Annotated in this window: 20 protein-coding genes; 10 read left to right on the top strand and 10 right to left on the bottom strand. The window is 59.1% G+C overall.

The genetic code is table 11. The annotated features are described in order from the left end of the window. Nucleotides 1–38 precede the first annotated feature (38 nt). Together ACRZ95_RS17365 and trxB are read right to left on the bottom strand one after the other, a co-directional pair. Nucleotides 39–1709: an adenylate/guanylate cyclase domain-containing protein gene (locus ACRZ95_RS17365; protein ID WP_480555304.1), complete on the bottom strand. Its 1671-nt coding sequence runs from the start codon at nt 1707–1709 to the stop codon at nt 39–41. 79 nt (nt 1710–1788) lie between these two features. Beyond that, nucleotides 1789–2730 carry a thioredoxin-disulfide reductase gene (trxB, locus tag ACRZ95_RS17360; RefSeq protein ID WP_170680375.1) on the bottom strand — a complete coding sequence of 314 codons (942 nt, stop codon included), beginning with the start codon at nt 2728–2730 and terminating at the stop codon, nt 1789–1791. Nucleotides 2731–2955: 225 nt separating this feature from the next. Between trxB and ACRZ95_RS17355 the strand changes: the two genes are divergently transcribed. Continuing rightward, a complete protein-coding gene (locus ACRZ95_RS17355; RefSeq protein WP_170637470.1) occupies nt 2956–3456 on the top strand; it encodes an Lrp/AsnC family transcriptional regulator in 501 nt (166 codons plus the stop codon). Nucleotides 3457–3573: 117 nt separating this feature from the next. Here ACRZ95_RS17355 and ACRZ95_RS17350 read toward each other — a convergent pair whose 3' ends face one another. From ACRZ95_RS17350 to lgt, 5 genes are all read right to left on the bottom strand, one after another. Beyond that, nucleotides 3574–4356, bottom strand: a complete 783-nt coding sequence (locus ACRZ95_RS17350) for a Hint domain-containing protein (RefSeq protein ID WP_170468290.1) — start codon at nt 4354–4356, stop codon at nt 3574–3576. A 325-nt stretch (nt 4357–4681) separates the two neighbouring features. Next, nucleotides 4682–4810: a hypothetical protein gene (locus ACRZ95_RS17345; protein WP_256439789.1), complete on the bottom strand. Its 129-nt coding sequence runs from the start codon at nt 4808–4810 to the stop codon at nt 4682–4684. A 273-nt stretch (nt 4811–5083) separates the two neighbouring features. Next, nucleotides 5084–5842 carry a peptidoglycan editing factor PgeF gene (gene pgeF / locus ACRZ95_RS17340; RefSeq protein WP_170680376.1) on the bottom strand — a complete coding sequence of 253 codons (759 nt, stop codon included), beginning with the start codon at nt 5840–5842 and terminating at the stop codon, nt 5084–5086. Next, a complete protein-coding gene (locus ACRZ95_RS17335) occupies nt 5839–6906 on the bottom strand; it encodes an SAM-dependent methyltransferase (RefSeq protein WP_170680378.1) in 1068 nt (355 codons plus the stop codon). Before ACRZ95_RS17335 ends, pgeF begins: the two co-directional genes overlap by 4 nt. After that, a complete protein-coding gene (gene lgt, locus ACRZ95_RS17330; protein ID WP_170680380.1) occupies nt 6903–7790 on the bottom strand; it encodes a prolipoprotein diacylglyceryl transferase in 888 nt (295 codons plus the stop codon). Before lgt ends, ACRZ95_RS17335 begins: the two co-directional genes overlap by 4 nt. Nucleotides 7791–7887: 97 nt before the next feature. Between lgt and ACRZ95_RS17325 the strand changes: the two genes are divergently transcribed. From ACRZ95_RS17325 to ACRZ95_RS17305, 5 genes are all read left to right on the top strand, one after another. Beyond that, a complete protein-coding gene (locus ACRZ95_RS17325; protein ID WP_120632035.1) occupies nt 7888–8136 on the top strand; it encodes an accessory factor UbiK family protein in 249 nt (82 codons plus the stop codon). A gap of 310 nt (nt 8137–8446) precedes the next feature. After that, nucleotides 8447–8947, top strand: coding sequence for a type III secretion system chaperone family protein (locus tag ACRZ95_RS17320; RefSeq protein ID WP_170468281.1), 501 nt, complete (start codon nt 8447–8449; stop codon nt 8945–8947). A 38-nt stretch (nt 8948–8985) separates the two neighbouring features. Continuing rightward, a complete protein-coding gene (proC, locus tag ACRZ95_RS17315; RefSeq protein ID WP_170680382.1) occupies nt 8986–9801 on the top strand; it encodes a pyrroline-5-carboxylate reductase in 816 nt (271 codons plus the stop codon). Continuing rightward, complete coding sequence (locus ACRZ95_RS17310; protein WP_170680384.1) at nt 9794–10132, top strand: tRNA-binding protein; 339 nt, start codon at nt 9794–9796, stop codon at nt 10130–10132. The genes proC and ACRZ95_RS17310 overlap by 8 nt, the downstream gene beginning before the upstream one ends. Then, the gene (locus ACRZ95_RS17305) at nt 10132–11082 is read left to right on the top strand and encodes a 2-hydroxyacid dehydrogenase (protein ID WP_170680386.1); all 951 of its coding nucleotides are present in this window, start codon (nt 10132–10134) and stop codon (nt 11080–11082) included. Before ACRZ95_RS17310 ends, ACRZ95_RS17305 begins: the two co-directional genes overlap by 1 nt. Here ACRZ95_RS17305 and ACRZ95_RS17300 read toward each other — a convergent pair. Continuing rightward, nucleotides 11079–11657, bottom strand: coding sequence for a thymidine kinase (locus tag ACRZ95_RS17300; protein WP_170680388.1), 579 nt, complete (start codon nt 11655–11657; stop codon nt 11079–11081). The genes ACRZ95_RS17305 and ACRZ95_RS17300 overlap by 4 nt on opposite strands. A gap of 358 nt (nt 11658–12015) precedes the next feature. Between ACRZ95_RS17300 and ACRZ95_RS17295 the strand changes: the two genes are divergently transcribed. Continuing rightward, nucleotides 12016–12477, top strand: coding sequence for a hypothetical protein (locus ACRZ95_RS17295; protein ID WP_170374695.1), 462 nt, complete (start codon nt 12016–12018; stop codon nt 12475–12477). Between the two features lie 87 nt (nt 12478–12564). Here the strand turns inward: ACRZ95_RS17295 and ACRZ95_RS17290 are convergent, their stop codons facing one another. Next, nucleotides 12565–13689 (bottom strand): beta-ketoacyl-ACP synthase III, encoded by a 1125-nt coding sequence (locus ACRZ95_RS17290; RefSeq protein ID WP_170555841.1) that lies wholly within the window; start codon nt 13687–13689, stop codon nt 12565–12567. A 168-nt stretch (nt 13690–13857) separates the two neighbouring features. Here ACRZ95_RS17290 and ACRZ95_RS17285 point away from each other — a divergent pair, with 168 nt between their 5' ends. From ACRZ95_RS17285 to ACRZ95_RS17275, 3 genes are read left to right on the top strand one after another with little or no spacing between them, the layout of a single operon-like run. Beyond that, nucleotides 13858–14325: a MarR family transcriptional regulator gene (locus tag ACRZ95_RS17285; protein WP_170555840.1), complete on the top strand. Its 468-nt coding sequence runs from the start codon at nt 13858–13860 to the stop codon at nt 14323–14325. Beyond that, the gene (locus tag ACRZ95_RS17280; RefSeq protein ID WP_170555839.1) at nt 14322–15359 is read left to right on the top strand and encodes an efflux RND transporter periplasmic adaptor subunit; all 1038 of its coding nucleotides are present in this window, start codon (nt 14322–14324) and stop codon (nt 15357–15359) included. The genes ACRZ95_RS17285 and ACRZ95_RS17280 overlap by 4 nt, the downstream gene beginning before the upstream one ends. Before the next feature lie 11 nt (nt 15360–15370). After that, nucleotides 15371–18412: an efflux RND transporter permease subunit gene (locus ACRZ95_RS17275; protein ID WP_170680390.1), complete on the top strand. Its 3042-nt coding sequence runs from the start codon at nt 15371–15373 to the stop codon at nt 18410–18412. A gap of 55 nt (nt 18413–18467) precedes the next feature. Here ACRZ95_RS17275 and carB read toward each other — a convergent pair whose 3' ends face one another. Then, on the bottom strand, nt 18468–21812 hold the full coding sequence (gene carB, locus ACRZ95_RS17270) for a carbamoyl-phosphate synthase large subunit (RefSeq protein WP_170680400.1): 3345 nt from the start codon (nt 21810–21812) through the stop codon (nt 18468–18470). Between the last annotated feature and the right edge of the window lie 29 nt (nt 21813–21841).

The following is a 21841-nucleotide window of genomic DNA, read 5'->3' as shown; positions in this document are numbered from 1 at the left end:
GCAAATGTGCCACAGTAAGTATGCGTGTTCCTGTTGTCTTAGGCCTTTTCAAATTCCGAGGCGCGGGGCACCGGCAGGGCTGGAACGGGCTTGGATACGCCGCGCAGCTCGAAGTTTTGGATGCGGTCGCGCGAGATATCCATCTCGGCGGCCTGTAGCAGCTCGGCCGAAACCAGAAGCTCAACCCCCAGCGGTTTTGTTTCGGCCTCAAGGCGGCTGGCGACATTCACCGCGTCGCCGATGATGGTTTGCGCGGCATGTCCGGCCGCGCCAATTTCCCCAAGCACCAGATCGCCCAGATGCAGCCCCATGCCGATACGGATATGCGGGCTGTCTTCGGATGAGAGCTGTCGGTTGAACTGTTCCAGCGCATGGCTGATCTCAATTGCCGCTTGCAGACCGGATCGGGCGGATTGCTGGGGGTCGGGTTTGTCAAAAACCGCCAGCAACCCATCCCCCATATATTTGTCGACGACCCCGCCCTGGGAGGTGATCGAAGGCACAATCGCGTCAAAGAACCGGTTTAACAGGAAGACGATGTCATAAGGCAATTGCCCAGCGGTACGGGCGGTAAAGCCGCGCATGTCCAGAAAGAGAACGGCCAGCTGACGTTCCTGCCCCTGACTGGCATGAGCCCGGTCGTGCTTGCCGTCGGGACGGAAAACACGAAAGACCTTTACCGGCTCGGTCGGGCGCATCTGACAGGCCAGGCGCGTCTGGGCCGAGGCCCCAACAGCGGCCAGACTGCGGGCTTCGATCTCGCTGGGCGGGGACAGGTGATCTCCGCCATCTTCGACGATCACGCGGCAGGTGGTGCAGCGGCCCTTGCCGCCACATAGGGCGGCATGCGGAATTCCGTTGGCCTGAGACATCTCAAGCAGCGTCATGCCTTTCTCGGCAAAAACCTCGGGCCCTCGGGCATAGGTGACCTGCACGGAATGCCGACGTCTCCACAGCTTGCGGCCAAGATAGAAGGCCGCCGTGGCACCAAGCGCGGCCCAAAAACCCGTCATGGCGTTGTCTTCGACGCGGAACATGGCCTCAAAGGCCTCGGCCGAGGGCCAGTTATAGTGTTCGATATACTGTGCGCGCAGGAAGTCATCGGCAAAATCGGCCCAAATCCGGCGCCCCTCGGTCAGCACACCAGCCAGGGCGAAACAGGGGACAAAGACCGCAATACCGATCAGGTAGGGCAGGGTCTTGCCCCACCACCGGGTCAGCCGCAGCCACATGTGCAACCCGATGCAGCCATGTACCCACACGATCAGCAACAGAAGGCTTTGCATCCAAATCGCAGAGCTTGGCCACATCAGGATGATGATATAGCCCATTTCGTCATTCACATCGTAGATCTCATGCGCGTATCGCGTGTGAATGATGTGGACAATCAGCTGGATCGGGATCAGCAGCCCCAGCACGACCTGCAGGGCCGAGCTGAACGGCATGCGCAAAGTCCGTCGTTGTATGATCGACGTTAGCGCAAGGCCCGAATGCACGATCAGCGCAAGGTAGAGAAGCGCGCTCATGGCGTCGTGGCGCGTGACGGCCTTTCGACCATCTTGCATGCCATGCAGATAGTCGGTGTGAAACAGGCCCAGGCCGATGTTCAGAAAATGGAAGAAGGCAAAGACAAAAAGGACCAGCCCGCTGCCGATCCTAAGGCGGGTTGACCACCCGCCACGCCAAAGAGCGTTGTCCGTTGTGACCACGCGCGACCCTCATGTTTTGCCCCAGTGTGAGGCCGCGCGGGGACAGGGTCAAGCCGGTCTGGCCTGACCCTGTGGCCCCTCAGTCTTGTTCGGCCAGGAAGCGTTCGGCATCCAAGGCGGCCATGCAGCCCATGCCTGCGCTGGTGACGGCCTGACGGTAGATGTGATCTGTCAGGTCTCCGGCTGCGAAAACGCCCGGAACCGAGGTCTCGGTTGATCCCGGCTTGGTTACGACATAGCCGCCCATATGGGTTTCCAGCGTGTCCTTGACCAACTCGTTGGCCGGGGCATGGCCGATGGCGACAAAAACGCCCTTGCACGGGATTTCTGAGATTTCACCCGTTTTCACGTTCTTGACGCGCACGCCTTCGACGCCCAAGGGCGCGTCGGTCCCGATGACTTCGTCCAGTTCATGGAACCAGAGAGGTTCGATCTTTTCATTCTTCATCAGGCGATCCTGCAGGATCTTTTCGGCCCGCAACTCGTCGCGGCGGTGGATCAAGGTCACCTTGCTGGCGAAATTGGTGAGGAATAGCGCTTCTTCCACGGCGGTGTTGCCGCCACCGATCACAACGATCTCCTGCCCGCGATAAAAGAACCCGTCGCAGGTCGCGCAGGCCGAGACGCCGAAGCCTTTGAATTTCTCTTCGGACGGCAGGCCAAGCCATTTGGCCCGTGCGCCGGTCGCCAGAATGACCGCGTCAGCAGTGTAAACCGTGCCGCTGTCGCCTTTTGCGGTGAACGGACGTGTTGAGACATCCAGATCACTGATGATGTCGCCGATGACCTCACAGCCCATCGCCTTGGCGTGGTCCTGCATGCGGACCATCAGATCGGGGCCTTGTACCTCGGTGTCGCCGGGCCAGTTTTCGACCTCGGTGGTGGTTGTCAGCTGGCCGCCGGGCTCGATCCCTTGCACCAGAATGGGTTCCAGCATCGCGCGGCTTGCATAAACCCCGGCTGTATAGCCTGCGGGCCCCGACCCGATGATCAGAACCTTGGTGTGTCGTGTTTCGGCCATGGTACCCCCGCTCGAACTGCCTGAATTGGGCCTTTTGCCCGTCGCAAGGATATAGCGATGGCCGGGCAGGGCTTAAAGCCCCTTCATGAAGGGAAGCTGATATGCCTTATTGGAATGACTCTGCGCAAATGAGCGATTTGAAAACAAAGAAAATTGCGCAGCTACGAAACATTATTGCGCGTGGGCTGGGTGCTGATATAAGAACCGAAAAATCAGGAGCGTTTTATGGTCACGACCCGGCTGGATGAAATTGATCGCAAGATTCTGGCGGAATTGCAGGCGGACGGTCGCATGACCAATGTGGAGCTGGCCAAAAGGGTCGGTATCTCGGCCCCTCCGTGCCTGCGCCGCGTCCGTACATTGGAGGAATCGGGTTATATCACCGGCTACCACGCCGAAGTGAACGCTCGCGAGCTTGGTTTCGAGGTTCAGGTCTTTGCGATGGTTGGATTGGATAGCCAAGCTGAATCGGAACTCAGCGCGTTCGAGGCGCAGTGCGGGCTATGGCCGCTGGTCCGTGAGTGTCACATGCTGAACGGCGAGGTCGACTTCATCCTGAAATGCGTCGCGCCCGACCTCAGCAGTTTTCAGCAGTTCCTGACCGGAGAACTACTGACCACGCCAAACGTGGCCAGCGTCAAGACATCGCTTGTTATCCGCGGCGCAAAAGACGACCCAGGCGTCCCGTTCGATGTGCTGGAAGACCGAATGAACCGCTCGGCCTAAACCACATCCGTCGTGTTTCTGTTGGGCAAGGTGGCAGCATAGCCACCACCGCCAGGGTCAAAGCCCATCCTATCAAAATCTGCATAAAGCCCCCACTCTGCAGTACTCGTTAACACGTCACGCCGATATCGCGTCGATCTCTCCGTCTCCGGCGCGTGGCATAAGCAACGGGCCGAAATCGTTCAACGATTCGATATGCGCGAACAGGTTCAGATAGATCGACCGTAACGAATGGCTGATCATGCGAACCGCATTAGCACCTGGATGATAGGTTTCAAAGGGCAGGCCGTCTACACGTATGACAGAGTGTTTTTTCAGGCATATGTGAAACAATTCCACCGGAGTGGGCGGCATTGTTTCCACAACGCCCATTCCGTCCTGAAATTCGGCGACAGGCGTCAGAATCGGTGACCCCCCGTGCAGGCGTCGCAAATGGGCGGGCGTGCCAAGCAGGCGCGCGGCAGGCCCGGCTATCACACCGGACATTGGCTTCTGCATGCCAAATGTATCGGCCATGATGCGGGTCAGCGGGCGGGTGCGCCCGCGGGAGTCCTCGCGGCCCGGTATCAGCGTCACCGAGCCCTTCCACAAAACGGTCTCAGAGGTCCCGTCCTGCGTAAGTACCGTGTCGCCGGGCAGCAGATCCTCGATTGCCATTGGCCCCTGTTCGGTTTCCACAAGCGACCCCCGTGAGAAGGCGCAAAAGGCGTCCTCGAACATCGGCAGGGCCGGTGCGATATGCCGGGTTTGCGCGATGTCTCCGTTTTTGAGCAAAGCGCTCACTTCGTAACGGCGCAGCTGGGCTTTCTGTTTTGTAGTCGGCCGCGGAGTGTCGCGGAGCAAAGCCGAGGTTTCGACAGCATTTCTGGCAGCAATGGCCAGTGATTTTGGAATAGTCATAAATATTCCGTTCCTTTTAGAACCGGATCAGACGGGGCATACCCCCATGCAGGCCCATCTGTCGGTTCGGTTCTTTGTCTTGAAATAAATGGGTAACCCCTGGGCACCGGCGATGGCCGTAGCGCACAGCGAAGCAATTTCGCATTCCATTGGTCAATCCATTGACCCCCCAGACAAACTCGTACAGCGCGGGCGAAAATGCCCACAAACACGCTCCGAACTCAGGATGCAGTTTTCGTTGCATCCCACGCTCACCGGACCGGAGCACTACCCGGTGCGCGTTGACCAAATGGAACCGGCAGCTTGGTTCCGTTGGCTTTCTGTTTCAGCGTCGCGTCGCGAGACGGCGGGCAACCCTGACAGAATGGCTTGAAACTCGCTTCCACGGCATGTCCAGTTTCGGATCCTGTGCGGCCTGAATGACCGCGCTTAGAAAGCGAGATTTCTGTTTCATTTTCTGGTCCTGCTCGATCGGAGGTCTGAGCCTCATTCCGTGTGTGTAGACTTAACGTGCCGCGTGTTTGCGGCAGGGATAAGGCTTAACCGGGATCAAAAACGGACAAAGAATAAAGGTTGGCGGTTCCTCTGTTTGAGGTGCCAGCATTCATTTGTCGGCAAAGACAGATAACCTTCTGAGTACTGGCACAAAATTCACTACGATTCTGTGTCAGATAAACACAATAAATGTGGCGGAAAGGTGGCGGTTTTGCCTTAATCGGGGCCTAATCTACAATCTGATCGCCGAAATCAAACGCCCGTAATCCGCCTCTTTGGCGTGTGTTGTCCGGCGGTATGAATAAAAACGATCTGGATCGGAATAAGTGCAGTGCCGGGTCCATTCTGCCTGCCCAACACCTGCTTGGCGCAGTTTATGTAGGCCAAAGGCGGGCAGGTCGAATTGCATCCGGTCGTCGGTGCCATTGGCGAAGAATCGGCTGTTCTCAGAGGACTCCGCCATAAACGCATCCAGAAACTCGGGGCCGACCTCATAGGCCGCCTGCGAAATGGATGGCCCGATCACGGCACGCGTGTTTTCGCGTCTGGCACCCAGTGCCTCCATCGCGTCCAATGTGGCCTCTAGTACTCCGTCCAAAGCTCCGCGCCAGCCAGCATGGGCGGCGCCGATCACGTTCGTGTCAGGGTCGCAGAAAAGCACAGGCTGGCAGTCCGCGGTCAGAATTGTCAGCGCCAACCCGGGCGTGGCGGTCACAAGCGCATCCGCCTTGGGTTTGTCACCCGTAAGGGGCGCATCTACCGTCAGCACATCGGGCGAATGCACCTGATGAATGCCAACCAGCGCCTCGGGCGTGACATCCATCGCGTCAGCAACTCGTCGGCGATTCAAGGCGACGATCTCAGTCTGATCGGACGAGCCATAGCCGCAGTTCAATCCCGCAAAGACACCCGAGGATGCGCCGCCTCTACGGCTGAAAAAGCCGTGTTTTACGGGGGCCAGCATATCCGACGTGAGAATTTCCAAAGTCATGGTTCCAGTCCCGGTGGAGGCGCAGCTTGGGGCGGGTAGAGGCCCAGCACTTTGAACAGATTTCCCATTTCATCGGGATGCGTCAACCGGCGATGTGCGGCCACCAGTTCATCAAGCTTGGAGCCGCCTATACCCTTGGCCAGAGCCTGTGCACGGGCGGTGATTCCCAGACGTTCCAGAAAAATGCCCTGTGGTGTCAGGCGGGTATGAGCACAGCCTGCGGCCTTTGCTGCCAGCGCCAGGGGTTCAAAATCCACATGCGCGGTCAGGTCTGCCTGACCGGGAGTTTGCAGAGGGTCCACACGCTCATGCGCCTTTAGGGCCTGAAGCGTATCGCCAAGCGAGCGCCAGTCACCATAGTCCACGATCAGAGCTGCCCCTCCGTTCTGCGCGATTCGGCTGGCGAGGATGGTCAGAATCGGAATGGCAGGTGCGCAGAGTTCGACGAGATCCCCGTCTCGCGTATCGGACAGCCTGTCCTGCAGCGCAGTATGCGGCGCAGCGGGGCCAAGGCCAAAACTCAGCGCGCCATCGGCCTCTCCGATCAATCGTTCGCGCCAAGCAGGGCCGTCGCGCAGGAACTGGCGGATGGGGAGGGCGTCAAAGAACTCATTCGCCACCAGAAACATCGGCAAGTCCGGCAGTTCTGCCACGTCGCTGATCCACTGCGGGTTGTGATCTTTCAGGGTTGCCTTTTGTACGTCGCGGAGCGTTTCTGAGGCTTCCAGCAGAACAACCTTGGCCGTATCATGAAAACCTGGAACCGAGCGGGTCGACCGTAGGATATCCGCCATCAGCGTGCCGCGACCCGGTCCAAGTTCGGCCAGAGCAAACGGGGATGGCTGCCCTTGATCTATCCAGCTTTGCGCCAGCGACAGCCCGATCAACTCGCCGAACATCTGACTGATTTCAGGCGAGGTGATAAAATCTCCCTGCGCACCGAATGGATCGCGCGTGGAATAGTAGCCCCAAGTTGGGTGTAGCAGGCATTCGGTCATGTAATCGGCCAGCGTCATCGGGCCGTCTTGCCGGATTCGGGCGATCAGAAGTTCGTGCAGTCTCATACCGTTCGCCGGGCGCGCAGGGCGAACCATAGGCCCAAGGCGATCATCGGCAGGGACAGGATTTGCCCCATTGTCAGGCCGTAGCCGCCGATATGCCACGCCAGCCCAAGCGGGTTACCGGGCGAGATGAACTGCGCGTCGGGCTGCCGGACAAACTCGACCACGAAGCGGGATGCCCCGTAGCCTGCGAGGAAAACGCCCATAATCAGGCCGGGTTTCCGGAACGCGCCGCGCCGGTAGGCCAGCCATAAAAGGACTGCGCCCAATAAGACACCCTCAAGCGCCGCCTCGTATAGTTGCGAGGGGTGACGGGCGCACATACCGGCCACGACGCCTGGGCAGTCCTGCGCTGCGAAGCCGGGAAAGATCACGGCCCATGGCAGCTCGCTTGGTCGGCCCCAAAGCTCGGCGTTGATGAAATTGGCAAGCCGCCCCAGCAACAGACCGGGCGGGACGGTGTAGGCCACCAGATCGCCCAACGACAGGGCCGGAATGTTGTGACGGCGACCATAGAGGTATGAGGCGACGATCACCCCCAGCAGCCCGCCGTGAAAGGCCATGCCGCCTTGCCAGACCTTCAGGATATCTGCCGGGTGCGACAGGTAGTAGGCCGGTTGATAGAAGAGCACAAAACCCAGCCGCCCACCGAGAATGACGCCAATAATGATCCAAGTCAGAAGGTCGTCCAACTGCTCGGGCTTCATGGGTGGCGTCTGATTGCGCCACAGAGCCGGACGCCGCAAGGCCATCACGGCCAGACGCCAAGCAATCAGGATGCCGACAATATATGCCAGCGCGTACCACCTGAGCGCGAACTCCATCCCGAACAGTGAGATCGAGAACAGCTCGGGCGACAGATCGGGGAAATTCAGAACAGCCTGCATGTGCGTCTCATTGCCCGGGGTTTGCAGGGCAAGTCAACCTTGAGCCTGCGCCAATCCTTCCCCATATAGGGAACAACCGCGATTTCGGAGAAAAGCCATGCAAACCCGCAACAAGATCCTCGACGACGTTTCCCAGCTGATGACCAACGCCATGGGTGTGGCGCAGGGCGCACGCGAAGAGGCCGAGAATGCGATGAAGTCGATGGTCGACCGTTGGCTGGCCGACCGCGATTTCGTCACGCGTGAAGAATTCGACGCTGTGCGCGCAATGGCCCAAAAGGCCCGTGAAGAGAACGCCGCGCTTGAGGCGCGCATCGCCGCGCTTGAGGCGAAACTGGACAAGTAACGCCCATATCCAGATTTTGAAGAAAAGATTAGAGCCGCGCAATCCAAGGTAGGATTGTGCGGTGTTGTGTATCATGCCGCCTTGCAGAAATTAATCAAGACAAAGCTGCGCGAGACGCCAATATTTTGATCGTCGTTGCCGACTGTCCACAACTTATTGCTGTTATCCCCAAGAAATGGGGTTGCCAGACCACCTCTTGCGGCGCACCATATTTGGTACAGGCCTACGGGGGAAGCCCGGCTTGTAGAGCAGGCAACTAGCGCTGGGGCGCTGCCAGCCCCGAAATGCTAGAGAGTAGTGAGGTGGCATTATGGCCCTTTCCGAGCAGTTTCTCGAAGAAGACCTTCATCCAATCGATATTGTTGAACATCTGGCCGAGCATCACGACTGGGATTTTGACCGCATCGGTGACGATCAGATCGCCATGGCTGTCGAAGGGCAGTGGCGGACCTATTCGATCACGCTGGCCTGGTCCAACTATGACGAAACGCTGCGCATGGTTTGCTCATTCGAGATGGAGCCTCCGGCGGAGCGTGAGAGTGAGCTGTATGAGCTGCTCAACAAGATGAATGATCAGTGTTGGGCGGGCGCGTTTACCTATTGGGCGAACCAGAAGCTGATGGTCTATCGCTACGGTCTGGTTCTGGCCGGTGGTCAGACCGCAAGCCCCGATCAGATCGACACGATGATCAACGCTGCGGTGCTGAGCGCCGAGCGCTACTACCCGGCGATTCAGCTGGTCACCTGGGGCAATCGCGATCCGGAAGAAGCGATGCAAGTCGCCATTGCAGAGGCCTACGGCCGAGCGTAAACCTTTGCCCTGAACCGTTGAATAGGGGAGGGGCACAGATGGACATGTCGCGCGTGGCCGAGCAGGGCCTTGTGTTATTGGGTTGCGGAAAGATGGGGTCCGCGATGTTGGCGGGTTGGCTGGATCACGGCCTGCCCGCCGCTTCCGTTTGGGTGATTGATCCTTACCCCTCGGACTGGCTGAAAACGCAGGGCGTAAACATCAACACGCCACTGCCCGAATCCCCCGCAGTCGTGCTGGTGGCCGTCAAACCGCAAATGATGGGTGAGGCTCTGCCGGCGATCCAGGCCCTCGGTGGTGGAGGCAGCCTGTTCGTTTCCGTCGCAGCGGGCACCTCGATTGCGACATTTGAGGACGTGCTGGGTGAGGGCACACCGATTGTGCGGGCAATGCCGAACACACCGGCGGCGATCCGTCAGGGTATCACGGCGATGATCGGCAACGCACATGTGTCCGGTGACGATTTGGACCTCGCGGAAAACTTGCTTTCGGCGATAGGCGAGACCGTGCGTCTGTCGGACGAGGCTCAGATAGATGCGGTCACTGGCGTCAGCGGCTCAGGCCCAGCCTATGTGTTCCACCTGATCGAAACGCTGGCCGCCGCAGGGCAGGCGCAGGGTCTGCCGCATGAGCTGGCCATGAGACTGGCGAAATCCACGGTCGCCGGCGCCGGTGCCTTGGCCATGGCCGCCGAGGAAGACCCCTCGCAGCTGCGGGTCAACGTGACCTCGCCCAATGGCACGACACAGGCCGCGCTGGAGGTTCTGATGCACGAAGCAGAGGGTTTCCCAAATCTATTGCACCGCGCCGTCAAGGCCGCGACCGACCGTTCAAAGGAGTTGGGTCGTGAGTGAGATTTCCTTCGACGACTTCCTGAAAGTCGACATCCGCGTCGGTGAGGTCATCCGCGCCGAGCCCTATCCCGAAGCCCGCAAGCCCGCGATCAAGATGTGGATCGATTTCGGCGACGAAATTGGTGAGCGCAAAACCTCGGCCCAGATCACCGCGCATTACGATCCGTCGACACTGATCGGCAAGCAGGTGATGGCTGTGGTCAACTTCCCGCCACGCCAGATCGGGAGATTCATGTCCGAGGTTCTGGTCCTTGGCCTGCCGGATGAAAAAGGTGAGATCGTGTTGATCGGCCCGGATGGCAAAGTCCCCGTTGGCGGAAGGATGCACTGATGAAACTCTGGATCACGCGCCCGATGACACCGGCGGTCGAAGCACGGGCCGCTACCGAGTTCGATGTTGAGATCCGCCCTGCAACCACTCCGCTTTCCAAGGATGAGATGGTGGGGGCGTTGCAGGACTATGACGTGGTTGTGCCCACTCTGGGCGACCTGTTCTCGGCCGATGTCTTCGCCAAAGTGCCCGAGCCGCGCTGCAAGCTGTTGGCCAATTTCGGCGTCGGCTACAATCACATCGATGTCGAGGCCGCGCGCGCCTTAGGCATCGCCGTCACCAACACGCCCGGAGCGGTCACAGATGCGACCGCCGATATCGCCATGACCTTGCTACTCTCGACCGCGCGCCGCGCGGGTGAGGGGGAGCGTTTGGTGCGGGCTGACAACTGGCAGGGTTGGCATCCCACGCAAATGCTGGGGCATCATGTGACGGGCAAGCGCGTGGGCATCGTCGGCATGGGTCGCATCGGGCAGGCCATCGCGCGGCGCTGTCACTTCGGGTTCGGCATGCATGTCGCTTATCAATCCCGTAGTGCCAAGCAGCTTGATTTTGAGGCCGAGTACATCCCCGATCTCTTGGCACTTGCGGCCTCGGTCGATTTCCTGGTTCTGGCGGTTCCGGGCGGGGCTGAGACACGCCATCTGATCAATGCCGCAGTGCTTGAGGCCATGAACTCCTCGGCCATTCTGGTAAACATCGCGCGGGGTGAGGTGGTAGATGAGACCGCTCTGATCAGCGCGCTGCAAGCAGGGCTGATCGCCGGGGCCGGGCTGGACGTTTACGAGTTCGAGCCGGCTGTGCCGCAGGCACTACGCGAGATGCAGAACGTCACCTTGCTGCCGCATCTGGGTACCGCCACCGAAGAGGTGCGAACCGGCATGGGACATATGGCGTTGGACAATGTGGCCGCCTTTGTCGAAGGGCGCGACTTGCCAAACCCGGTCTAGTCGCCGACCGCCTCGCGCCAGTGTTTGCGGCAGAGCGAGACATAGGTCTCGTTCCCGCCAATCTGAACCTGAGCACCCTCGGTGATCGCGCGGCCATTGACGTCCTGCCGAATCACCATCGTGGCCTTGCGTCCGCATTCGCAAATGGTGCGGACCTCGCGCATCTCATCGGCCAAGGCCAGTAAGGCTGCTGAGCCGGGGAAGAGTTTGCCCTGGAAATCTACCCTTAAGCCATAAGCCAGCACCGGGAGCTTCAGGTCATCCACGGCGCGGGCAAGTTGCCAGACCTGATCCTCGGACAGGAACTGGGCCTCATCCACGAAGACACAGGCGATCGGATTGGCCTTCTGGCGCGTTTCGATCATGGCAAAAACGTCATCGTCCGGCCGGAAGGTATCGGCTTCTTCGGAAATCCCGATACGCGAGGCGATCCGCCCCACACCAGCGCGCCCGTCCACGGCAGCGGTCATCAGATAGGTCTTCATGCCGCGCTCACGGTAATTGTGCGAGGCCTGCAGCAATACGGTCGATTTGCCCGCATTCATGGTCGAGTAGTTGAAATACAGTTTAGCCATGCGGCGGGTCTAAAGCGCCGACGCCAATCGAACAACCCATCAATCTTTCAGGGGGAAGCGACGTCGCCGTTACCATTGCAGAGGCCGAGCAGATGCTCTTTGGGGATGGAACCTTGCGCATGCAACAGCGACGCCATCGGTCAACATGTGACCAAAACGGAGTGAGGCTGAACAATATTGCCTCACGATTACTCATTACCGGCACTGAACGGCCGCCACTCACTCACAAAACCCTCGCATATCTGAGGGATAGTCAATTTATGGCATTTCAATTATGACTCGGTTATGGGAAATTTCCCTATGCTTTCCCCCAAAACGGATAGAAGGGGCGGCGCGTGCAGGTAGCAAAGGTAGAACTATGGCAGATATCGGGGCCTATCTTAAGAAACACACCGAAGCCTTGGTGAAAGATGTCGGGATCGAAGCCGCGTGTGAGATCACGGGCAAATCCAAGGCGACGCTCGGCCGCTACTATTCGGATAATTCGGAGCACGCGGATCGGTTCATGCCCGTTGACGCAGTGGCACGGCTAGAGAATGCGGCTAACTATCCGCATGTCACTTCGGCGCTGGCGGACCTGAAGAACATCACTCTGTCCTACGGGGATCGCAACACGGATTCTCCGCGTACAGGTGGTGTGAACGCGGATGTCATCGCCCTGAGCCAGCGTTTCGCCATGCTGATGACCGAGTATCAGGCGGCCATCGAAGACGGGATCATTACCGTCAACGAAGCCAAGCGCCTGCTGAAGGAAACCAGCCTTTTGCAGCAGGTTCTTATTGAGATGAAACTACATCTCGAAGAAGAAAGCGTTAGTTAAGAGTTGGCACCAGACGCCTTTGGGCGGTCGTTGTTAGAACGTGCTTATTGCACTGCCACCTGACAGCTTCTCCTATACAGTGTCAGATCAGGATTTCCGTTTTACAATTACGGACCCTACCGAATAACCCGCTCCGAACGAGCAGATTAGCCCGATATCCCCGTCTTCAAGATCGTCCGAGTATTTGGAGAAGGCGATAATCGACCCGGCTGAGGACGTGTTGGCATAGTCCTGCAAGATGTTGGGTTGCTCACCCGCCTCGGGCACACGTCCAAGGACCTTCTTTCCGATGAAATCGTTCATGGTCTTGTTGGCCTGATGCAGCCACAGGCGTGTCAGGTCGTCGCTGCCGATGCCCTCGGCCTCCATGTGGTCGCTGATATGCTGGCTGACCATGGGCAGCACTTCCTTGAAGACCTTGCGCCCGTTCTGCATGAACTGCATGTCGCGCCGGTCGATCATCCCATCAGGGCGCGAGCGGCGCAGAAAGCCGTTATTGTTGCGGATATTGTTCGAGAAACTGGTGGCGCATCGGGTCGACAGGACCTCAAAATGCGGGCCTTGCGCGTCTTCGATGCGTTCGATCAGGGTGGCCGTGGCCACGTCGCCGAAGATGAAATGACAATCCCGGTCGCGCCATTCCAGATGGCCCGAGCAGATTTCGGGGTTCACGACCAATGCGGACCGAACCGAACCCGAGCGCACCATATCCGCCGCCGCCTGAATGCCAAACGTGGCCGAGGAACAGGCGACATTCATGTCAAACCCAAAACCCTTGATGCCCAGAGCCTGCTGTATCTCGATGGCAATGGCCGGGTAGGCCCGTTCGTGGTTCGAGGCCGCGCAGATCACCAGATCGACATCTGCCGCCGTCCGACCAGCTTGCGCCAGTGCTTTGTGGCAGGCATCCACCGCCATTTCGGTCATGATCCCCGGCTCGTCATCGCTGCGCTGGCGCAAAGCGGGGTGCATGGTGTCGGGGTCCAACACGCCGGATTTATCCATCACATAGCGGTTTTCGATGCCGGACGCCTTGACGATGAACTCCTCAGAGGAGTGCTGCATCGGCTCCATCTGTCCGGCTTCGATGGCCTGGGCGTTCTCTGCATTCACCTTGTCGGCATAGGCGTTGAAGGCTTGCACCAGCTCGGCATTGGTGATGACGTTTTCCGGCGTGAAAACGCCTGTACCGGTGATTGCAGGGATATACATGGCAAGTCCTGAACGTTTTGGATTTGCTCAAAATGCAGTCACAGGGGCATTTGATCAAGTCTTGGTTACCCGAGGGAAGCCAGGCCCGAGGATGATTCTCCACTTCAGTTATTGAATAGTTCATAATTTGAAGTATATGACCCGCAACGACGTCTCGGAGTCTCTTCAATGTCAGACAGTATCAGCGACAGGCTTAGCCGTTTGAGCCCAGAAATTCAGGCCATCATGGGCGTCTACGCGCTCTATTGGAAACTCGAAGAGACCTTCGACACCGTCGAAACTGACCTGAGCCACCCGGAATGCCATATGCTGATCAAGCTGGATGAACCTAAGCGAATGGGTGTTCTGGCAGCCGATATGCTCAGCGTGCCATCCACAATTACGGCCACTGCGGATGCTCTGGAAGAAGCCGGCTATCTGGCGCGCCAGCGCGATCCCAACGATCGCCGTGCCTGGTTGCTGGTGCTGACCGAACAAGGCGAGAGCGCGCGAGATATGTTGGTGTCAGCAGCCGGAGATCTGTTTCACAAGGCATCTGGCCTGAATGCAGAAGAAACAGCCGAGTTCGCCCGGATGGCGAGCAAGATTCGTGACAACGTACTGAAAACGGGAATTCCCGAGGGATTGAAGAAATGAAACAGCTGACTTCTCTGGGCCTGCTATTGGCCGTTTTGGCGACGCCGCTTGTCGCGCAAGAGACCGCGAAACCGGTCAAGCTAATGCAGGTGCAGGAAACGGCTCCGGGTTTCACTCGACAGTTTTTCGGCCGCGTCGCTGCGCGTCAGACCGTTGATCTGGCATTTCAGGTTCCAGGGCAGATTGTTGAGATGCCTGTCACCGAAGGGTTCGTCATCCCGAAGGACGGTCTGATTGCCCGACTGGATCAGGAACCGTTCGAACTCAGGCTGGATCGCGCCCGGTTGCAGAAAGAACAAGCTGACCGAACCGTCGCGCGCCTGTCGCGGTTGCGCGGCACAACCGCCAGCCAAGTGGCGGTCGATGATTCCGAAACCGAAGCGCAACTGGCCGCTATCGCCCTCCGCGACGCGGAATACGAGCTGGAACACGCAACGCTGACGGCGCCGTTCGACGCGCTTGTATCAAGCCGCGCAGTTGAGGCCTTTACCACCGTGTCGGCGGGAACTCCGATCGTGCGCATCCACGACATGTCCGAACTTCGGATCGAGGTGGACGTCCCCGAGATCCTGTTCCAACGCTCGGGTCAGCAGGATGACATCACGATCACGGCCAAATTCCCCGTAAGCGACGAAGTTTTTCCGCTGGAAATCCGTGAGTTCGACGCTGAGACCTCGAGTGTTGGGCAGACATTCCGCATTCAGTTCGGCCTGACCCCGCCTGAGGGGCTGCAGATTCTGCCCGGCTCGTCCGTGTCGGTGAACGTGCATGTCAGGGATGGCCGCACGGGGATCGTTCTGCCGGCGTCAGCCATCGTCGCTGGCGCGGATGGCGCGCTGGGCGTGATGGTCTTTTCTCCGGCTGGCGCAGACGAGGGCACGGTACGCCTTGCACCCGTAACCATCGAACCAACGCAGACCGGCGAAGTCCGTGTTCTGACCGGCTTGTCAGACGGCGATGAGGTGGTTGTCGCAGGTGGCTCGGCGTTGACAGACGGCCAGAGCGTGCGCCGTTTCACCGGCTTCTCGAACTAAGGGGCGGGCTAATGAGAATTGCACGCGCATCTATCGACCGGCCGCTTTACACGTGGCTGATCATCCTGATCGCCCTGTTTGGCGGTATTTGGGGCTTCCTTTCCCTGGGGCGCCTGGAGGACCCGGCTTTTACAATCAAAAACGCGGTGATCGTCACGCAATACCCCGGCGCCACGGCCGAGCAAGTGGCGCTGGAAGTCTCTGAACCTCTGGAATCGGCGATCCAGCAAATGGGCGAAGTGGATACGATCACCTCGTTGAACCAGCCGGGGCAGTCCCTGATCGAGGTTGAGATCAAATCCACATATGACGGTAGCGAATTGCCAGCCATCTGGACCCGCCTGCGCGCCAAAGTGCGCGATGCGGCGCGGGGCCTGCCATCTGGCGTAAACCAGCCCTTCGTCAATGATGGTTTCGGCGACGTGTTCGGCCTGTTCTACGCAGTCACGGCCGAGGGGTTTTCGGACGCCGAAAAGCACGAATTGGCGACGTTTCTGCGGCGTGAGCTGTTAACGGTCGACGGCGTTGCCGATGTCGAGGTTCAGGGCTTGCCGCAAGAGGCGATTTTCATCGAACCGGATCTGTCCATCTCGGTGAACCAGAATGTCCCAATCCAAGCCATCAACGAGGCGATTGCCAACGCGGATTCGGTCAACTCCTCCGGCTCGGTTCGGTCCGAGAACGACCGCACCACCATTCTGACAGCCGAAGGGTCGGATAGTGTGTCGGCCATCGCAGGGTTGTCGGTCGGCTCGCAAGGGCAGGTGATCAACCTGTTTGACATGTCCAACGTTTACCGCGCCCGTCAGACCGACCCGGATATCATGATCCGCTTCGATGGGACCGAGGCCTTTACGCTGGGCATTGCCGGTTTGGCCGCCGAAAACATTGTCGAAGTCGGCAAGCGCGCGGATGCCAAATTCGCGGAACTGGATACGCAAATCCCCTTTGGCGTGGAGATTCTGCCCATCTACCAGCAGCATGTGGTGGTCGAGCAAGCCTCGAACGACTTTCTTGTGAACCTCGCCATGTCGGTGATCATCGTGGTCGCGGTTCTGGGCCTCTTTATGGGATGGCGCGCCGCCATTGTGGTCGGGACGACATTGCTTCTGACCGTGGTCGGGACGCTACTGTTCATGGCGCTGTTCTCGATTGAGATGGAGCGAATCTCGCTGGGTGCCCTGATCATTGCGATGGGGATGTTGGTGGACAATGCCATCGTGGTGGCCGAGGGCATGCAGATCGCGATGCTGCGCGGCAAATCCTCGCGCGATGCAGCGGATGAGGTGGCATCGAAAACGCAGATCCCACTGCTGGGCGCGACGGTCATCGGCATCATGGCCTTTGCGGGCATCGGTCTCAGCCCCGATGCGACCGGAGAGTTTCTGTTCTCGCTCTTTGCGGTTATCGGGATCTCATTGCTGCTCAGCTGGGTTCTGGCAATCACAGTAACACCGATGTTGGCGCATTACTTCTTCAAGCAGGGCAAAGAGGGTGAAGTTGACGCCTATGGCAGCCTTCTGTTCCGCGTTTACGGCGCGATCCTGCGCTGGGCGTTGCGGTTCCGCTGGCTCGTTGTGGCCGGGCTGATCGCTGTCACGGTGGCCTGTTATGCGGGCTTTGGCCTGATGAAGCAGCAATTCTTCCCGGACTCGAATACGCCGCTGTTCTTTGTCCACTACAAACTGCCTCAGGGCACACCAATCTCGCGTACGTCAGCGGATATGGCCGTGGTCGAGGATTGGCTGGCCGAACGTGACGATGTGGTGTCCGTCACCACATTTGTCGGGCAGGGCGCAACCCGTTTCATGCTGACCTACAGCGCGGAGGACCCGAACCCAAGCTACGGTCATATGATCATTCGGACGGAAACGCTCGAGGATATCCCAGTGCTGCAGGCCGAGCTTGAGGCCTTTGGGGTGGCTCAGTTCCCTGAAAGCGAGTTTCGCACCAAACGTCTGGTCTTTGGTCCGGGTGGAGGCACCCCGATACAAGCCCGCTTTTCGGGTAGCGACCCAGCCGTGCTGCGGCAGTTGGCGGACGAAGCGGTTCAACGCATGGCGGCTGCTACGCCGAACGCGCTGAACATCCACCATGACTGGCGCGAAAAAGAACTGGCGGTTCAACCGATCTACGCAACCGAACGCGCGCAGACAGCTGGTGTTTCTCGCGAAGATATTGCGGCCACGCTGCAATTCTCGACCGATGGCATCACCGGAGGCGTCCTGCGCGAGCGCGACCGCCTGATCCCAATCATTCTGCGCCGCCCTGCGGAGGGTGACTATTCGATCGTCGATCAGGTCGTGTATTCCGATCAGTCAGGCCAATTCGTACCCATCGAACAGATGGTGGACGGGTTCGAATACCAGTTGCTGAACACCGAGGTCCACCGGCGCAACCGGGTCCTGACCATCACCGTTGGCGCGGATATCCCGCCGGATGTGACTGCAGCGCAGGTGCATTCCGAGGTGCGCGCAACGATTGAAGAGATAGACCTGCCACCCGGCTATCGTATGGAATGGGGCGGTGAGTTCGAGGACTCGGGCGATGCCCAGGAAAGCCTTGGTAGGCAATTGCCGCTGAGCCTGCTGATCATGGTGCTGATCTCGGTGCTGCTGTTCAATGCGATCCGCCAGCCGGTTATCATCTGGCTGTTGGTGCCCATGTCGGTGAACGGCGTGGTCATCGGTTTGCTGGGCACCGGGCTGCCGTTCACCTTTACGGCGCTTCTCGGTCTGCTCAGCCTGTCGGGAATGCTGATCAAGAACGGCATCGTTCTGGTCGAAGAGATTGACCTGGTCCGCGCAACGGGAAAACCCCTGCAGGAGTCGATCATCGAAGCATCCGTCTCGCGTCTACGGCCGGTGATGCTGGCGGCGATTACAACGATCCTTGGGATGGCCCCGCTGCTGACGGATGCGTTCTTTGTCTCGATGGCGGTCACCATCATGGGCGGGTTGGCTTTTGCCACGGTCCTGACCATGGTCGCGGCCCCGGTCTTCTATATGCTGTTTTTTCAGCGAGATGAGAAACGACAAGCGGTTACCGCTTGAATGAAAAACCCCCGGTCAAAGACCGGGGGTTTTGCTTTTTCCTTGGTGCTGCAGGTCAGCCCTGCAGCGATTTCACCTCGACGTCACCTTCGGCCTGCGCCTTGATCGCCAACGCTGCTGCGTAGCTGGCGGCGGCGGTGGTGAAATAGGGGATCTTGTCATACAGAGCGATCGAGCGGATCGACCGGCTGTCTTCCACCGCCTGTGCGCCTTCGGTTGAGTTCATCACCAGCTGAACACCGCCGTCTTTCATCAGGTCAGTCACATCGGGGCGTCCCTCATAGACCTTGTTGACCACTTCGCAAGGTACGCCCTGCGCGTCCAGCCAGGTTTGCGTGCCGCGTGTGGCGACCAGTTCAAAGCCCTGATCGACCAGAACGCGCGCGGCCTCCAACATGTCCGGCCCTTTGTCGGCATCCTTGATCGAGATGAATGCGCGGCCGGATGAGGGCAGCACCATGCCAGCGCCAATCTGTGCCTTCAGGAATGCGCGCGGGAAGTCGCGATCCCAGCCCATGACCTCACCAGTCGAACGCATTTCCGGGCCCAGAATGGTGTCGACGCCAGGGAAGCGTGCGAAGGGCAGCACGGCCTCTTTGACCGAGAACCACGGCATGTCCGGGTCGGCCAGTGTCATCTGGTCGGCGATCTTGCTGTCGTCGACTGTCTTGTAGGGCGGGCGTTTCGGGAAGTCCGCCAGTTTCTCACCCGCCATGACACGCGCGGCGATGGATGCAATTGCGCTGTCGGTGGCTTTGGCGACGAAGGGTACGGTACGCGAGGCGCGGGGGTTTACTTCAATCAGGTAGATCTCAGCATCCTTGATCGCGAACTGAACGTTCATAAGGCCGACCACGTTCAACGCCTTGGCCAGTTTGAACGCCTGATCTTTGATCTGCTCGATGATCTCTTTCGACAGCGAGTAGGGCGGCAGCGAACAGGCCGAGTCGCCCGAGTGAACACCCGCCTCTTCGATATGCTGCATGATGCCTGCAACGTGAACGTCGGTGCCATCGCACAGAGCATCGACGTCCAGTTCCACCGCACCAGCCAGATAGCTGTCCAGCAGAACAGGGCTGTCGCCCGAGACCACAACAGCCTCGTTGATGTAGCGCCGCAGCTGATCCATATCGCGCACGATCTCCATCGCGCGGCCGCCCAGAACGTAGGAGGGGCGGATCACCAGCGGGAAGCCGATTTCCTCGGCGATCTCAAGCGCCTGTTCATCGGTCGAAGCGATGCCGTTTTTCGGCTGCTTCAGGCCCAGCTCGTTGACCAGCGCCTGGAAGCGTTCACGGTCTTCGGCCAGGTCAATCGCGTCGGGCGTTGTGCCGAGGATCGGAATGCCTTCGGCCTCAAGCGCGTTCGCCAGTTTCAGCGGAGTCTGGCCGCCGAACTGGACGATGACGCCGTGCAGCGTGCCGTTTTCCTGCTCTTTCGTCAGGATTTCCATGACGTGCTCAAAAGTCAGCGGCTCAAAATACAGACGATCCGAGGTGTCATAGTCGGTCGAGACCGTCTCGGGGTTGCAGTTGACCATGATGGTCTCATAACCCGCGTCGGTCAGCGCAAAGCAGGCGTGACAGCAGCAATAGTCGAACTCGATGCCCTGACCGATCCGGTTCGGACCACCGCCAAGGATGACGACCTTTTTACGGTCACTTGGGCGCGCCTCACACTCAACTTCACCCATCATCGGAGCTTCGTAGGTCGAGTACATATAAGGTGTCTGCGCTTCGAATTCGGCGGCACAGGTGTCAATGCGTTTGAACACGGCCTTTACGCCCAGATTGCGGCGGGCGCGGCGGACGTTGTCTTCGTCACGGCCAGTCAGGTTGCCCAGACGTGCGTCGGTGAAGCCCAGCATTTTCAGTTTTCGGATGCCGTCCTCGGTGACCGGCAGGCCGTCTTTGCGGACCTGGCGCTCGGCCTCGATGATCTCGCGGATGCGGGCCAGGAACCAAGGGTCGAATTTGGTGACACCGAAAATCTCATCATCGGAAAGACCGTGACGCATCGCTTGCGCAATCGTGCGCAGACGGTCGGGAGTCTGCTGACTGATCGCTTTGATCACGGCAGCCTTGTCGTCCGCTTCTTCCCAAACACCTACATTCAGGCCGGAGATTTCGATTTCGTCAAAGCCGGTGAGGCCCGATTCCATTGAGGCCAGCGCCTTCTGCATCGATTCGTGGATCGTGCGGCCGATGGACATGGCCTCACCCACCGACTTCATCGCGGTGGTCAGGTAGGGCTCAGACCCCGGGAATTTCTCGAAGGCGAATTTCGGGATCTTTGTGACGACATAGTCAATGGTCGGCTCGAACGACGCGGGGGTGACCTTGGTGATGTCATTGTCCAGCTCGTCCAGCGTGTAGCCGACGGCCAGCTTCGCGGCGATCTTGGCAATCGGAAAACCGGTCGCTTTTGATGCCAGCGCGGACGACCGGGAAACCCGAGGGTTCATCTCGATGACGACCATGCGGCCATCTTCAGGGTTGATCGCCCACTGTACGTTCGAGCCACCGGTCTCAACCCCGATCTCGCGCAGAACGGCAATCGAGCCGTTGCGCATGATCTGATATTCCTTGTCGGTCAGCGTCAGGGCAGGGGCCACGGTGATCGAGTCACCCGTATGCACGCCCATCGGATCAACGTTTTCAATCGAGCAGACGATGATGGCGTTGTCGGCGGTGTCGCGGACCACCTCCATCTCGTATTCTTTCCAGCCCAGCAGGCTTTCATCGACGAGGATCTGGTTCACCGGCGAGGCATCCATGCCCGAGCGGCAGAAATGGATGTAATCCTCGCGGTTATAGGCCACGCCGCCGCCGGTACCGCCAAGCGTAAAGGCAGGTCGGATGATGGCGGGCAGGCCGATTTCCTCCAGCTCGTCCAAGGCCATCTGAACACCGGCATCCAGATCGGTAGAACCGTCTTCACGCTTGGGCGCGGTCACGATGGTTGCCTTGGGGTTTTCAAGGCCCAACCGGTCCATCGCCTCGCGGAACAGAGCACGGTCTTCTGCCATTTCGATCGCGTCGCGTTTAGCGCCGATCATCTCGACGCCGAACTTGTTCAGCACGCCCATCTCTTCCAGCGCTAGCGAGGTGTTCAGGCCGGTTTGGCCACCCATGGTCGGCAGCAGGGCATCGGGGCGCTCTTTCTCGATGATCTTGGCGACCACTTCGGGGGTGATCGGCTCAATATACGTCGCGTCGGCCAGACCCGGATCGGTCATGATCGTCGCGGGGTTCGAGTTCACCAGAATGACCCGGTATCCTTCCTCACGCAGCGCCTTACAGGCCTGAGCGCCGGAATAGTCAAACTCGCAGGCTTGTCCGATAACAATGGGGCCCGCCCCAATGATCATGATCGACTTGATGTCGGTTCTTCTCGGCATGGCCTTGTTCCTTCGATTGTCAGCGAGTC

This window comes from Ruegeria sp. AI3, from assembly GCF_056541245.1.
This window is presented reverse-complemented; position numbering and strand designations above follow the sequence as displayed.